General features: G+C 68.2%; 11 protein-coding genes and 1 pseudogene. 2 read left to right on the top strand and 10 right to left on the bottom strand.

What is annotated here, in order from left to right; all coding sequences use genetic code 11:
* Nucleotides 1-95: 95 nt before the first annotated feature.
* On the bottom strand, nt 96-3,446 hold the full coding sequence (locus FA702_RS18965) for a DUF2339 domain-containing protein (RefSeq protein ID WP_136957682.1): 3,351 nt from the start codon (nt 3,444-3,446) through the stop codon (nt 96-98).
* 137 nt (nt 3,447-3,583) lie between these two features.
* On the opposite strand from FA702_RS18965, the gene FA702_RS18960 reads away from it, so the two are divergent.
* Complete coding sequence (locus tag FA702_RS18960) at nt 3,584-4,726, top strand: sterol desaturase family protein (RefSeq protein WP_136957681.1); 1,143 nt, start codon at nt 3,584-3,586, stop codon at nt 4,724-4,726.
* 29 nt (nt 4,727-4,755) lie between these two features.
* Nucleotides 4,756-5,340, top strand: coding sequence for a TetR/AcrR family transcriptional regulator (locus FA702_RS18955; RefSeq protein ID WP_136957680.1), 585 nt, complete (start codon nt 4,756-4,758; stop codon nt 5,338-5,340).
* Nucleotides 5,341-5,346: 6 nt separating this feature from the next.
* On the opposite strand, the gene alr is transcribed toward FA702_RS18955, so the two are convergent.
* The 9 genes and pseudogenes from alr to FA702_RS18910 all read right to left on the bottom strand — a co-directional run.
* Complete coding sequence (gene alr / locus FA702_RS18950) at nt 5,347-6,621, bottom strand: alanine racemase (RefSeq protein ID WP_255504916.1); 1,275 nt, start codon at nt 6,619-6,621, stop codon at nt 5,347-5,349.
* A complete protein-coding gene (locus tag FA702_RS18945) occupies nt 6,621-8,159 on the bottom strand; it encodes an amidohydrolase family protein (RefSeq protein ID WP_136957678.1) in 1,539 nt (512 codons plus the stop codon). The genes alr and FA702_RS18945 overlap by 1 nt, the downstream gene beginning before the upstream one ends.
* Before the next feature lie 151 nt (nt 8,160-8,310).
* Complete coding sequence (locus tag FA702_RS18940; protein WP_136957677.1) at nt 8,311-9,564, bottom strand: MFS transporter; 1,254 nt, start codon at nt 9,562-9,564, stop codon at nt 8,311-8,313.
* A gap of 143 nt (nt 9,565-9,707) precedes the next feature.
* Nucleotides 9,708-10,415, bottom strand: a complete 708-nt coding sequence (locus tag FA702_RS18935) for a YoaK family protein (protein ID WP_136957676.1) — start codon at nt 10,413-10,415, stop codon at nt 9,708-9,710.
* Between the two features lie 19 nt (nt 10,416-10,434).
* Nucleotides 10,435-11,805 carry an alginate export family protein gene (locus FA702_RS18930; RefSeq protein ID WP_136957675.1) on the bottom strand — a complete coding sequence of 457 codons (1,371 nt, stop codon included), beginning with the start codon at nt 11,803-11,805 and terminating at the stop codon, nt 10,435-10,437.
* A gap of 14 nt (nt 11,806-11,819) precedes the next feature.
* On the bottom strand, nt 11,820-12,239 hold the full coding sequence (locus tag FA702_RS18925) for a DoxX family protein (protein ID WP_136957674.1): 420 nt from the start codon (nt 12,237-12,239) through the stop codon (nt 11,820-11,822).
* Nucleotide 12,240: 1 nt separating this feature from the next.
* On the bottom strand, nt 12,241-13,131 hold the full coding sequence (locus tag FA702_RS18920; protein WP_136957673.1) for a glyoxalase: 891 nt from the start codon (nt 13,129-13,131) through the stop codon (nt 12,241-12,243).
* A 23-nt stretch (nt 13,132-13,154) separates the two neighbouring features.
* Nucleotides 13,155-15,002, bottom strand: a complete 1,848-nt coding sequence (locus tag FA702_RS18915) for an amidohydrolase (protein WP_136957672.1) — start codon at nt 15,000-15,002, stop codon at nt 13,155-13,157.
* Nucleotides 15,003-15,072: 70 nt separating this feature from the next.
* Nucleotides 15,073-15,231: pseudogene (locus FA702_RS18910) on the bottom strand (DUF1427 family protein); the annotation flags it as partial.
* Nucleotides 15,232-15,320 lie beyond the last annotated feature (89 nt).

Raw genomic sequence — 15,320 nt, 5'->3', positions numbered from 1 at the left:
CGGCACGCGAAGCAATCCAGTGCCTCGCGTGCCGCTCTGGATTGCCGCGGGGCTTCCGCCCCTCGCAATGACGATTCAAGGCAATGCCCTCCGCTCTAGCCATCGCCCCGGCGCAACTGGCGGCTGTATAGCCAGCCAATGCCGATCAGGCTGAAGCCCAGCGCGACGAAGCTGGCGATGCGGAGCAGCCCTTCGAGGCCCGAGGCATCAAACAGGAACACCTTCACCACGGCGGCGAGCATCAGCACCAGCGAGGCGATCCGCCAGTCGTGCCGCTTGCGGCGGATGCCCCACAGCAGGAAGCCGATGGCGAGCGCGATGCCCAGGATCGAACGGAGGATGTCTTCCGCCGGGCCGACGCCGGGATCGACCAGCGAAGTGCCGTGGAACGCCTGCCGCAGGCTGGCCCAGGCGAAGCCCGCCACCGTCAGCATCAGCACCGGCTGCATCGCGCGGTCGATCAGCCGGCCGGCGGCGGGCAGGGCCTGCGCCAGTTGGTGAAGCGCCAGCGGGAGCAGGACGAATAGCGGGATCAGGAGATTGAGCGCCGGCAGGGCGCCGACGTGCTGCGCGCTCCACAACGGGTTGTGAAGCAACAGGCTGTACCACAGGCCATGCAGGCCGGCGGCGGCGGTGAGCACGGCGGCCGGGATCGATGCCTCGGCCGGATCGTGCCGGCGGCGCAGCAGGAGCCAGCCCGCGGCAAGCAGCATGCCCGACCAGACCAGCCGTTCGAGCAGGCCGGTCGTGATGAAGTCCGTGCCGACCAGCGCCGCGAACAGATGGCGGTATAGGCCGTGCAAGGCCACGCCTCCGATCATGCCGCCGATCACGGCCAGGTGGAGCAGCACGAAGCGCGGCAGGCGCGTGCGTTGCAGCCAGGCCGCGCCGCCCAGCAGCAGGGCAGGGATCGCCAGCCGCCGGACGAGCGCCAGCGTGCCCAGATCGGGATGGTCGAGCAGCATCGGAATGCCGGTCAGGGAACGGAGAGCGTGGTCCGACCACTGGACCAGCGGCAGGAACGCCCAGCCGAGGACAAGGCCAAGCAGCGTGACCCCCGCCGCGCGCAAGGCCGGCCATGGGAGCGTGCGACTCCCCGCGGCTACGGCAAGCAGGCCAAGCGGCGGCACCAGCGGCAAGGCAACCAGCGGCACGACTTGCGCCAGCGCGCCATATCCGGCCAGCACCGCGGCGACTTCTCCGGTCAGGCGCAAGGCCCCTATCCGCGCCCGCAGCGCCAGGAACAGCGCCGGCGCCAGCAGGGCGGCCCAGCGCAGCAGGGCCAGCACGCTGGCCGGGGCTTCGCTGCCGCCGGTTAGCCGCGCCCATTCGTCCGTCGTGTGCGTTCCGGTTACCCCGAGCAGGAGCACGGCCGCCGCCGCGAACGGCAGCATCAACACCTCGTCACGCGCCTGTTCCCGCCGTCTGACAACCGCCAACAGGGCCACCGCCACGGCCGAGGCGGCGATGGGCAAGGTCCAGCCCGGCACGCGCTGCGCCAGTGCGCCATAGACGAACAGACCCGCGAGCACCCATGCGGGCCGCCGCAGATGAACGTTCCGCGCGTTCCACGCGAACAATCCGAAGCCCAGCGCCAGCCCGGCCCAGCGCAACAGCGAGGTTAGGCCCGCTCCTGAGCCGAGGCCTTCGACCAGCGCGTTCGGTTCAGCCAGCGGGGCCGGAACGAAGGTGGCGACAAGCTGCACCAGCGCGAATGCTGCGAACGTGGCGGCGATCGGTTCTATCCGGCGGTCGTCGGCCTTGGCGGACAGGGCCAGCCCGGCGAGCGCCACCAGCATGGTCCACAGCGGCGCCTGCCAATGGGCGAACGCGAACCACGCGGCGGTGATGAGCAGGCCGCCGCCGGTTGCCAGCAACAGGGCGAAGCGCCGGTCCGCGCGCCGATCGGGCGCGCGCCAGCCGAGTGCGGCCGCGCCCAGCGCCAGCAGCGCTCCGCCGAGCGCGCACAGGGCCACGGGAAGACTGTACCCCGTCCACACATGCTCCGCGTGGCGCAGCGCGAGCAGCGGCGCGGCCACGGCGATGCCCGCCAGTTCGACCGCGCGTTGCAGGCGCGCCGGCGCTTGCCAAAGCCTTGCCAGCAGCGGCCCCGCGTGGATCGCGGCAAGCGCCAGCCCCATGGTCAGCAGCCAGACGGTTGCCGGATGCGGCCAGAGCATCAGCAGGATGAACGAGAGCGCAGCGCTCAGTGTCGGCACGATCGCCAGGTCGCGTTCGCGCCAGGCAAGGAACTGGCCGGCGGCGGCGATCAGCGCGAACAGGCCCCAGTGCAGCGGCAGGAACCCGCCCAGCGCGACCAGCAGGCCAAGCTGCGCGGCGCCGATCACGGCGGCGGCGGACCGCAGCAGGCGTTGCGCCGCGCCGGCAAAGGCGAACAACGGCAGGACGATGGCCAGCAGCATCACGAAGCCGCCAATCGACAGCGCGCCCGCCGTTTCCAGCGCCTTGCCGGCCAGGATCAGCCACAGGCTCCATCCGGCGCCGCCGAGCAGGGCCAGCAGGGCAAGCCATGGCCAGCGCTGTGCCCGCGCCACGCCGGCCAAGCCGGCAATGGTGAAGCCGAGATAGACGGCGAGCATCGGCACGTTGGCGTCCAGCCCCACCGTCAGCGCCGGCGCAGCAAGGCCGCCCGCCAGCCCCAGCACGGCGCTGGGCATGCCGTGGCGCAGCGAGAGCCACAACGCCCCGCCCGTCACCAGCGCGAGGCCGGCGAAGGCCGCGAGCGGGGGGATCAGGTGATAGAGGTTGGCGGCCACCAGCAGCGCCGCGTAGAGCGTGGAAATGCCCGCGCCGGACAGCGCCTGGCTGACGCGCGGATCGGCCACCTTTTCGCGCGCGCGCCACGCCCATTCGGCCGCGCCGATCAGGCCAAAGCCGAACAGCATGCCGCAGACCGCCTGCACGCCGGGGGTGAAGATGCGCGCGAAGATGCCTCGGTCGATGGCGTATTTGACGATCAGCACGCCGGCGATGGCGAGCGTGATGCCGCCGGCCCAAATCGGGAGCTTGCGGCCGAACAGTTCCTCAAAATTGATCGCCGCGCGGCGCATGGCCGGTGCGGGTTCCGGCTCCGGAGCAGGCTCGGGTTCAGCCGGCGATTCCACGGCGGGTTCCGCCGGTATTTCCCAGGCCATCGCCGGTAGCGTTTCGGCCATGGGTTCGGGCGGCGAGGGAGGGGGCGTTTCGATTTCGGGTTCGGGTGCCGCTGCCGCCGGTGTTTCCGGCTGGGCCTCGGCCACCATCGGTAAGGGTGTTTCCACTGTCGGCTCGACCGATTCGATGCGCGGCATCGCGCCCGCCGCGATGCGCCGGCGCAACTCGTCCTCCACCAGCCGCAGGCGGCGCTCAAGCTCTGCAATCCGCGATCGCGCGCCCAGCAGCAGCGCTCCGCCCACGAACACGATCAGCGTGAGGATCAATCCCATCACCGGTTCTCCTTGGGACCGGATGCTACCCCAAAAATTAGCATTGTTCAATTTAATAATAGACACTGTATAATTTGGCGGTATCGTATCTTCCGTGCCGCATGGAATCGGCGCGTCCGCAAGAGGGAATGGCTGCGATGAGCAGAGGGTACTGGGAAAGCCTGAAACGCGATCTGGAAGCGCCGATCGAGGCGCGTGGCTTCGGCACGGGCTGGTTCGCCGGATTTTTCGCGATCGTGCTGGCGGTGGCCGGCCTGTGCTTCGTGGCGGCGCTGCGCTGGCCCGAATGGTTTGCCATGCCGGAACTGGCCAAGCTGCGCGACATGCAGGGCTTCCGCCCGTTCGTGCACCTGACCTTGCTCGGCGCCTATGCGCTGGCCTTGCTCAGCCTGCTGCTGCGCCCGCGCAAGGCGCTGGGCGGCACCGCGCTGGTGCTGGCGCTGGTCGCTTCGATCCTGGGCGGCGCGGCGGTTCAGCCGCGCGAAACACACGACTGGGGCGTGTTCTTCGGCGTCGATTTCTTCGCGGTGAACATGATCGCCACGGGCCTGATGTTCGCGCCGATCGAGCGCATCTTCCCGCACCTTTCCAAGCAGCGCCTGTTCCGCACCGAATGGCGCGAAGACCTGTTCTATTACCTTGTCAGTTCGATGCTGGTGCAGTTCATCACCTTCCTTGCGCTGGCGCCGTCGAGCTACGTCAACACCCATTTCGGTTGGCTCGATCATACCCGGTCGGCCGTGGGCAGCCTGCCATGGCCGGTGCAGTTCCTGCTAGCCATGATCCTGACCGATCTGGCGCAGTACTGGTTCCATCGCCTGTTCCACCGCGTGCCGTTCCTGTGGGGCTTCCATGCCGTGCACCACAGCGCGAAGGCGATGGACTGGCTGGCCGGCGCGCGGATGCACTTCGTGGAGATCGTGCTGTTGCGCGGAGTGACGTCGCTGCCGCTGCTGACGCTGGGCTTCGCGCCATCGGTGATGCAGGCCTATGTCGGGATGGTCTATGTCTATGCCTCGCTGGTCCACGCCAACCTGCGCGGCGATTTCAACGTGCTGGGCAAGTTCGTGGTTGTGCCGCGCTTCCACCACTGGCACCACGCGATCGAGGCCGAAGGCGTGGACAAGAACTTCGCCATCCATTTCCCGATCCTCGACCGGTTGTTTGGCACGCATTACTTCCCCGACAGCCAGTGGCCAACCGGATACGGCGTTCCCGAACGCGTGCCCAACGGCTATCTGGCGCAGATGAAGTATCCGTTCGTCCGCGAACGGGGATGAGCAGGCAGGAATGAGCACGCAAAACTGAGATGGGCCGCCGATCCGACCACTCCCGCCCCGAACTGCGCGAAATGATCGTCGCGGAAGGGCATCGCCAGATGCTGGAAGTGGGCTTTGCCCGCTTCTCGGCGCGGGAGGTCGCGAAGCGGATCGGCTATTCGATCGGCACGATCTACAACGTGTTCGGCACTTATGAGGGGCTGATCCTGGCGATCAACGGCCGCACGCTGGACCTGTGGCGTGATTATCTGGAAACGCGGCTCGCCGGCGAGCATGGCGACCGGCTGAAGCGGGCGGTCGACGCCTATTTCGAATTCGCCGTCGTCAACCGCCATGCCTGGGCTGCGCTCTACGACTTTCGCCTGCCCGATGACATGCAACCGCCGGAAAGCTACGCTCGGCAGGTGACCGCGATCTTCGAGATCGTGGTGGCCGAACTCGTCGCGGTGCTGCCGCCGGAACGCGGCGGGGAGGCGCCCGCGCTGGCGCGGTCGCTGCTGGCGACCGTCCACGGGCACTGCTTCTTCACCATGAACGGCACGTTCCGTATTCTGGGCGAAACCGATCCGCTGGCCGCGGCGCTCGCCCGCGTGCGCGAAGCGGTGAGGGGATAGGCGGCTTCAGCCTGCTTTCAGCACGCGCGGCAATGTCGCGCCCATCACGGTCAGCGCTTCGGGTCCATAGACGCTGCCGTTGCGTTCGAATTCCGCCTGCGTGATCCGGTCCGCGCCTTGCGCGCCGAACAGGACGACCTCGTCATCGAGCCGGACCTTGTCCTGCCAGCCGGTGACGTCCGCCATCATCGTGTTCATCGTCACCCGGCCCACGATGGGGAAGCGCCGGCCGCCGATCAGCACTTCGGTGCGGTTGCGGCTCTCCGCCTCGAACTCCGGCCGGTTGGCATGGCTGAACCCGCGCCGGTAGCCATCGGAATAGCCGATCGGAATGTTGGCGAGCCAGCTTTCACGATCGAGGCGGTAGGTGCGGTCGTAGTTGACCGTCTGCCCGGCGGGATAGTGGTTCACTGCGGCCACGCGGGACTTGATCGCCATCGTCGGCCGGAATTTGTCGGTCTTCGTGCTGCCCGGATCACCATAGATCGCGCCGCCCACGCGCATCATGTCGAGCCGGGTTTCGGGATGCTCCAGCGTGGCGAAGGTATTGGCAGTGTGGCGCAGTAGCGGGCGGGTATCGAGGCCGGCCGAGGCCAGCCAGCCGAGGTCCTCCTGAAAGCGCCCGAGCTGGCCAAGGATGTCAGCGGCTTCCTCGCTCGGATAGTGGGTCATCGCGCCCGTAATGCGCAGGCCCTTGAGCGCCAGCAGCGCGCGGGCGTCGGCCTGGCCATAGAGGCTCGAAAGCTCCACGCCGTTGCGGCTCATCCCCCCGGCGTTGAGGGCGAGGTGGACGGCAAGCGGCCCTTTCGGCTTGCGCTGCCGCCACAGCGCCTGCAGCCGCTCGGCGGCCAGCGGATTGGCGATCAGCTCGGTGATGCCATGGGCGAAACCGTCTTCCATCTCCTCGGGCGTGGCGGTGCGGATGCGGATCAGCCGGCCGCGAAAGCCGAGCTGGCGCGCCACGCGGGCCTCGTCGTTCGAGGTGATCGCCACGTCGGTCACGCGCTTGCGCAGGATCGAGGGGATCAGCAGCGCGATGCCGTTGCCATAGGCATCGGCCTTCATCACCGCGCACAGGCGCGTACCGCCCGTCCACTGGCGCACCGCGTCGATATTGGCCTCGAACGCGCCGGCATCCACTTCGATCCAGCCGTTGCGCCGGGCGGCGCGGGCAGGCGTCAGGCCGAAGTTGCCTGCCGACAGGATCGGCGCGGCCAGGGCGCGGCCGGCTCCGAAGGCGGCCAGTCCGGCGCCGGCCTTCAGGAAGCCGCGCCGCTGCATCACAGGCCGCCCCGCTTGAGGAACTGGCCGGGATAACTGCCGGTCGCCTTGCCCTCGCGATAGACCATCACGCCGTTGACGATCACGTCGGAAACGCCCGTGGCCAGCGCGCCGGGGTTCTCCACCGTGGCGTGATCGGCGATGGTGTCGGGATTGAACAGCACCAGATCGGCCTTGTAGCCGGGCTTGATCAGGCCGCGCCCTTCCAGCCCGATGTGCTCGGCCGAAAGCGCGGTCATCTTGTGGATCGCTTCCGGCAGCGTCAGCCGGTGCTGTTCGCGCACATAGAGCCGCAGCACCTTGGCGAAAGCGCCGGCCCCGCGCGGGTGGCGCGATCCGACCATGCCGTCCGAACAGATGTTGCTGTTGGGCCAGGCGATGAAATCGGCGACGTCGGCGGGCGACATCGCGGTGCCGATCACCGCTTCCACGCGGTCGGCATCCGGATGCGCCTTGCGCCAGGCCTGGGCCGTCTGGATCAGCCAGAGATAGGTCGCGGCCGGCTCCTCGTGCCGCTCGGCGGCGATATCGGCGATGGTGTGGCCGACATAGGCCGGGTTGGGCGCATAGAAGCCAAGCAACATGCCGGCGGGCGTGGTCAGGTGCGTCAGCGCGAAGCGCGCGGCGGCGATGTCGGTGAAATCGCGCTTTGGAAACAGCACGGTCAGCGTCGATTGCCAGTATTCGTAAGGATAGACGTCCGCCGTCACCTTGATCCCGCGCGCCCGCGCCGCATCCAGCCTGGCCAGCACCTTGCCGGCATCGCCCCAGCGATCGACCAGACCCAGCTTGAGGTGCGAGATCTGCACGGGCACGCCGGTCTTCTCGCCCAGGTCTAGCAGTTCATCGAGCGCGGCGTCGAAGGTCAGGTCCTCGTTGCGCATGTGGCTGATGTAGCGCCCGTGATCCGCCTGCGTGGTGCGGGCGAGCGCGAGCAGTTCGCCATGGTCCGAATAGATGCCGGGATCGTATTCGAGGCCGGTGGACAGGCCCAGCGATCCGGCCTTGAGATCGGCATCGAGCAGCGCCTGCATCGCGGTGACTTCGGCGGGCGTGGCGGTGCGCTTGTAATCCTCGCCCATCACCTTTTCGCGCAAGTAACCGTGCCCGGTATAGGCGGTGACGTTGACGGCGGCGGGCCGCGCGGCGAAGCGGGCGGCGGTTTCGGCGAAGGGGCCGTCGCTGCCCCCGTCCTGCCCGACCACCACGGTGGTCACGCCCTGCGCCAGCAGCACCGGCATCGCCCGATCGGCATAATCGCCCCGGTCGTGATGGCTGTGGCTGTCGATGAAACCGGGGGCGAGGGCAAGCCCGTCGCCCCGTATCACCGTGTCGGCGGGTGTGGCCGGCAGATCGCCGACCGCCACGATCCGGTCTCCATCCACACGCACGGAGACCTTCTGTCCCGCCGCGCCGGACCCGTCATAGACCGTCGCCCCGGTAATCAGCGTCGAAGCCCCCGCCGGTCCAGCGCAAGCCAGCGCGCTGGCCAGCGCCAGAACAACCGTCCGGGATTGCCTTGAAATCAGTCCGCCCATGTCACCCCCTGCCGACGAGGGTGCGCGGTGCACGCGAAGCGACCGCAGCACACCCTTCCGCCCTCCGATCGCGATCCTATTCGCGCGGGTTTGCGCTTGTCACGCCCTTAAGAGCAGGTGGACGAATAAAGGGGGCCTATGGGACCGGCGGCTACCCGTGCCGCATTGCCCGCGCATAGTCCCCGCGGGCGAGGACAAGGCTGAGCGCGCACAGCAGGCAGGGCACCGGGAGGATCAGCAGCGCCTTGTCCAGCCCGATCCTGTCGGCGATCAGTCCGGTCACGAACGGACCCGGCGCCAGGCCAAGCAGGTTGTTGCTGAGCGCCAGGACCGCCATCACCGTGCCGTGGATCGCGCGCGGCGTGAGGTTCGCCGCCATCGCCCCTGCAATCCCCGCCACGCCGGCCACAACCAGCAGCGCGCACCCGATCAGCGCGAGCTGCACGGCGCCCGGCGGCGCAAGAAAGGCGCCGGTAAAGAACGCGGCGGCCATCAGCGCATAAACCAGCGCAACACGCGGCTTGATCGCCGGATCGCGCCGGGCGAGGCGGTCGCCCACCACGCCGCAGGCAACCATGCCGATCGCGCAGACCAGCAGGAACAGCGCGGTCGTCCTGCCCGCGCGATCGATCGGCATGGCATAATATCGCGTCAGCAGCAGCGGCAGGAACACGGAAAGCGCGCCGGCGCAGAACAGCTGGCTGCCGCTGGCGAAATAGGTCAGCCACAACAAGCGGCGTCCGAACAGTTGGCGCCCCAGCATGCGCCAATCCAGCTTCTCGCGCGAGGGGGCCGGACCCAGGCGGCTTTCGCGCACGATCAGCAGATAGAGCGCCGCCAGCACCAGACCGGCTCCACCGATCGCCTCGAACGCGCTGCGCCAGCCGTGCGCCGCCGCGATCTGGCCGCCGACCGCCACGCCGACCATCTGCCCGACGACCGAGCCCGCCAGAAACGAGGAAGACAGCGTCGAACGCAGTCCCACTGGAAACACCGCCAGCACCACGGCGATGCCCACGCTGCCATAGGCCGCCTCGCCCACGCCGACGAGCAGCCGGGCGAACAGCATCTGGTGATAGCTCTGCGCCAGCGCGCCGCCCAGCGTGGCAAGGCTCCAAAGCGTTGCCATCGCGAACAGGCTGCGCACCCGGCCGAACCGGTCGGCCGCCAGCGAGAGCGGAAACGTCAGCAGGCCCACCGCCAGCGCGACCACGCTGGACAGCGAGGCGACCTCGGCATCGCCCAGGTTCCATTCGGCCTTGAGCAGAGGGTTGACCGCATTGAGCACCTGCCGGGCCATGTGATCGGACATCAGCAGCCCGAAGCTCAGCGCGAACACGATCCAGCCATAGGCGCTCGTCCGCTCCGGGCCGGGCTGATCGATCACGACGGCCGCATGCGCCATTCAGAACATTCCCCCGTACGGGCCGCTTTTGTGGCCGGCCTGATGCCGTTGCGGATTTCCCTAGTTCAGGCCTGGAGTAGATTCTTTTGAATTTGCGCCAATAAGTTCTCTCTTTGCGCCATCGTGGATTGGCATCTCGGGCACTATCCGTTGGCGTGGGGCATGGCCGCGGCGGGATGGCGCACGCAGGCGAGCGTGCCGCCCATGATGATCGCCCCCGCCACGCACAACGGCAGGGCAAGCCCGGCATGGATGACCATCAGCGCACCCCCGGCCGCGCCCGCGAAAATGGCCAGGATCGCCCCGAGCCTGCGGGAAAGATTGGGATTGCCGCCACCCGCCAGATGGGAATCGGCGGCGATGCCGGTGATGGTGAGCGTCAGGACGGTGGTGGTGAGGTCCGGCACCTTGAGCTGGCGAACGGTGGCGTTGCGGAACCCCATGGCGATGGCGGTCAGCGCGATGATCGCGAACAGTGCCGCCTCCGGCTCCTGCGCCGGCACGCGGAAGGTCAGCGCCACTGCAGCCGCCAGCCACAGGGCGATGGTCTCGATCAGGGCGGAGATGGTAAGCCAGCGGCGCAGCGGCTCGCGGCCGAACCGCTGGCCAACCCGGCCTGCCAACAGCGCGCCGCCGAAGAAGGCGAGCAGCGCGACAAGATAGGGTGCAATGCGGAAGCCGGGGGTGCCGGCGGCGGCGAAGCCCAGGAAGACGATGTTCCCGGTCATGTTGGCGGTGAACACCTTGCCCAGCCCCAGCACGCTGACCGCATCGACCAGCCCGGTGGTGACCGACAGCAGCAGCAGCAGGCCCGGAAGGGGCGAGGTCGATGGTTTACCGGATTCAGACATGGCTGGTTCTTCCTTTGCCCTAAAAGCGGAAATTGCTTTCGAAGCCGATCATGGTGATGGTGTGCGCGGGGCCGGTTTCGCGGATGAAGGTTCCCGGTGTGAAGACCGAGAGGGAGGCGGACAGTTCCAGTTCGGCGGTGGTTTGCCATGCGAGCGTGGCTTCGGCTTCCTTGCCGATGAAGCGGGCGTGGCTGGTGCCGGGCGCGCGGATCAGGTTGCCGGGAATGTCATAGACGCCATCGCCGGCCGTGTAGCGCCAATAGGCCATGGCGGCGATGCTGCCGGACCATCCCTTGCCCAGCGGCGCGCTGATCCGGGGATTGAGGCTGACGATGTTGGTCGGCCCCACGGGAGAAAGCTCGCCGAAGTACTTGCCCTTGGGGAACAGCGCGTTGAACGTGCCGAGATGATTATCGCGCGGATTGCGGTCGCCGCTGACCACGTTGAAGCGCACGGTCAGGTCGGGCGAGAGGCGGCCCAGCGGCACGGCGCGGCCCACTTCGCTACCCAGCGTCCAAGCCGCGATCGGTCGCCCCGCAAAATCGCCGAACTGATAGACGCCCTCGACATTCCAGTGCCAGCCGGCGCGCGCGCCGTGGAGCCGCGCACCAAAGCTGTGGCGGCGTTCGCGGCCTTGCGCAGCGCCGAACCGGGCATCGCGGTTGCGATAGCCGAGATAGTAGAGGTCGACGCCCGGCACCGTGACGTAAGCGCCCCACAGCGCCTTGGTGGGGGACGTGCGATCGTCGAAGTTGCCGGGGCGCGAGAGCACCGGCTTCACCGCCAGCAGGCTGAGCTGGGCCTGCCCGTGGGTAACGATGGCGCGCACGCCATCGAAGGCCAGCGGCACGTTCGGGCCATAGCGGGTGCCGACGAGCCGTTCGGTGCCAAGCGAGAGCATCTGGCGCCCGGCGCGCAGCGTGACCGGCCCCGCGTCGACTTCGGCGAAGCCTTGCAGCAGGTCGATCCCGGTGCGGTCGACCGGACCGGGGGCGGGAGCGACGCCGGCGGCATAGGCGACGATGGGCTGGGCGAACAGGCGCACCGGCCCGGCATGGAGATCGGCATAGGGCAGCGCGCGCACCCACAGGAAGCTGTCGTCGGGCGCCTGCGCGCCGCCCCACAGCGCGTTGCGGTTGTTCTCGTTGCGCAGGCGCACCTCGATGCCCGTGGATAGCCAGGCATCACCGCCCAGCGGGATGTATTTGAAGGGGCCGGTCCAGTGGTGGGCGCGCTTTGCCGCGTCGGCCAGGTCCGACCAGTCCTCGTCATAGCGCGTGATGCTCAGCGTGGGCGCCTGCCAGGCTTCGGCGGTCTGGGCGGCCGCTGGGGCGGGCCGTAGCAAAGACAGCACGACGAGCAGCAGCGCGAGGAGGACGCGGCGCGCCATGTCACTGCGCCATGTCACCGGGCCTGTCGCGCCACCAGCGCCACCAGCACGAAGCCGCCCGCCAGCCCGAGGTGCTCGAAGAAGGCGTTGGTCGCCATGAACCGGTCCGCGCCGGTGGGCAGGGTCCAGAAGGCGTTGGCCACCATCGCGGCCAGTACTGTGAACACGCCGAGCATGCCGGCGCCCAGCCAGACGAGGCGGCCGGCAAGGATCAGCAGCGGACCGATGATCTCGACAAGAATGGTAAGAGCGGCCCATAAACCAGCGGGATGTAACCCAAAATGCGCCTGCTCCGCCAGGGCGCCGGGCCAGTCCGCTAGTTTGGTCACGCCGCCCAGAAGGTAGGCGCTGACCAGCAGTAGGCGGGCGACGAACCACGTCGGCGTCCAGCCGAGCAGCTGGTCCACGAAGCGGGGCGGGGCATCGGCGGCCATGTCACTGCGCCGCCGCGGCGTGGATTTCGGCGATGTAGCCGCCGGGGAAGCGCACAATCGCGCTCTGGCGGGCGTTGGCGGTGAACGGGGCGACCAGCGTCTCGACACCGGCGGCCTTGGCCCGCGTCAGCGTGGCGGCCAGATCCGCCGTCTCGTAGCCGGTCATGTCGCGGCCATAGGGCCAGGGAAGCTGCCCGTCGGTGACGAAGACGACCATCCGGCCATAGCCGCTGTCGATCGCGACGCGGCGGATCGTCTTGCCAGGCTGGCCCACCTCGGCCCCCGACGCGGCGCGGTTGTCCGCCGTGACCCGGCCGTGCGCGAAGCCGGTCCAGCTCGCGATGAAGCGGTCGGCGGCATCGGCCGTCAGATAAATGCGGTTCTCGGGCACGGTGGCGAGCGGCGCGTAGCTCGGCTTGGCGGTGTGCCAGTAGAGTTGCATGTTCACGCCGCCCGGCCACTGGATCACCACGTCGCGGCCGATCGGATCGGGAAAGGCATCGAGCCGGCGCACCGCGCCATGCTTCACCGCGGAAGCGATGGCGGCGTCCATGTCGGTGACCAGATAGCCGGTGCGCTCGTCGCCGAAGGGGTAGGGGATCGGCGTCTTGAAGCCGAAGGTGGACACCGTGCCAGCGGGCGTCAGCGCAAGCTGCGACTTGGTCAGGCTCTTGGTGGGCGTGACCTGGAATTCGCCCTGCTTGCTGGTGCTGCCGCCGAAGGTGGCGACGAAGCTGGCGACGAAGGTGTCGAAGGCGTCTTCGGGCACGTAGACATGGGTCGTGTCGTACTGCGGCCCGACGGCGTAGTCGGTGGCGGCCGTATCGCGCGCGAAAGAGGTTGGAGCAGAAAGAACCAAGCTAATAGCAGCGAGATAAGTAAACTTTCTCATGTGATTTCTCCGATCTCTTAAGTTCAAACGGCCCAGCAGCCGCAGCCGAGCGCGCCCCAGAAGGTCTGCACGTCGGCTGCCGGCACCGATGCGCCCAGCGCGGCGGCGTGATCGTGGCCATGGACGCCGCAGGCGGAGTGGCAACCGCAGGCCGAAGCGAGCTTGGCCCGTGCCTCGGGCGTCTTATGGTAACCGCCGAAGGTCGCGACCGGGGACCAGTCGGGCATCGGGCGCGGCAGGGCCGGGGCGAGCGGTGCATAGTCGCCCTCGCCATGGACGACCTTGCCGCCCAGCAGCGTCAGGACCGAGCGGATGTGGACGATCGCGTGCTCGGGCACGCTGAAGTAATCGTCCGACAGCACCGCCAGATCGGCAAGCTGCTCCGCCTTGATCTGACCTTTCTTCCCCACTTCGTTGGAAAACCACGTATTCTCGTAAGTCCACATCGCCAGAGCCTTTTCCCGGCTGACGCGGTTGGCACCGGGATAGAGCGTGAGCCCGCCCACCGTGCGCCCGGTGACCAGCCAGGACAGCGACACCCACGGGTTGTAGCTGGCGACGCGCGTGGCATCCGTGCCCGCGCCCACCGGGATGCCCGCGGCAATCATCTTCGTGATCGGCGGGGTGCGCTCGGCCGCCCTGGCGCCATAGCGTTCGACGAAGTATTCGCCCTGATAGGCCATGCGGTGCTGCACGGCGATGCCGCCGCCCAGCGCGGCGATGCGGTCGATATTGCGGTCGCTGATCGTCTCGGCATGGTCGAAGAACCAGTTGATCCCGGTCAGCGGGATATCGCGATGGACCTTCTCGTACACATCGAGCGCGCGGCCGATGGTCTGGTCGTAGGTGGCGTGGAGGCGCCAAGGCCAGCGGTGTTCGGCGAGCAGGCGGATGACCGGTTCGAGATCGCCTTCCATGCTGGGCGGCATGTCGGGCCGGGCGACGCGGAAGTCCTCGAAGTCGGCCGCGGAATAGACCAGCATCTCGCCCGCGCCGTTGTGGCGGTAGCTGTCGTCGCCCTGGCCGGGGCTGACCTGCTTCACCCATCCGCTGAAGTCGGCGAGTTCCTCCTTCGGCTTCTGCGTGAACAGGTTGTAGCTGATGCGCACGGTCAGTTCGCCGTCCTGGTGCAGCTTCTCGATGATCCGGTAGTCGTCGGGATAGTTCTGGAACCCGCCGCCGGCATCGATCACGCCGGTCACGCCCAGACTGTTCACATCGCGCATGAAGTGGCGGGTGGAATTGATCTGATAATCCTCGGGAAGTTTGGGTCCCTTGGCCAGCGTAGAATAGAGGATCGTGGCGTTGGGCTGGGCCAGCAGCAGGCCGGTCGGGTTGCCCGCCGCATCGCGCACGATCTCGCCACCGGGCGGATTGGGCGTGTCCTTGGTGTAGCCCACCACGCGCAGCGCGGCGGCGTTGAGCAGGGCGCGGTCGTAGAGGTGCAGGATGAACACCGGCGTATCGGGCGCGACGGCGTTGAGCTCGGCGATCGTCGGCAGGCGCTTCTCGGCGAACTGGTGCTCGGTGAAGCCGCCCACCACGCGCACCCATTGCGGCGCGGGGGTGCGATCGACCTGCTGCTTCAGCATGGTCATCACCTCGGCCAGCGAGGGCACGCCGTCCCAGCGCAGTTCCATGTTGAAGTTCAGACCACCGCGGATGATGTGCATGTGGCTGTCGATCAGACCGGGAATGACGCGGCGACCCCCGGCGTCGATCACTTGCGCATCGGGCAGGGCCGCGGCGCGAACCTCCGCTTCGCTACCGACGGTCAGAAACCGGCCATCCCGGATCGCAACAGCCTCCGCCACCGGATTGGCGCGATCAAGCGTCGTTACCTTGGCGTTGACGAGGAGAAGGTCGGTCATGGGCTTTCCTTGGGCTTGGCCGGTGTGACGGCCGGGATGGGATTCAGTCGGCCGGACGGGTGCGGCGCAGAACGATTCGCCGGATCGGAGAGGCCACGCGTTCCCCGGCCAGCATCCCGAGCAGCCCGGTCAGGGCGATGACCGGAGGCGCTGGCGAGTGCACCCCCAGCGTGGCGTAGAGGAGGCCGATCAGGATGCCGGCGCCCAGCGAGAGCAGGTGGTTCTTCATGGCCGCTTTCCCTCTGATCCGGAAGGTTTCCGTGATTGCGAGCGGCAGGATACGCGGCTGGGATTTTCCGGAAATCCGGATAAATTTGT

This window comes from Novosphingobium sp. EMRT-2 (assembly GCF_005145025.1).
Lineage (GTDB): Bacteria > Pseudomonadota > Alphaproteobacteria > Sphingomonadales > Sphingomonadaceae > Novosphingobium.
This window is presented reverse-complemented; position numbering and strand designations above follow the sequence as displayed.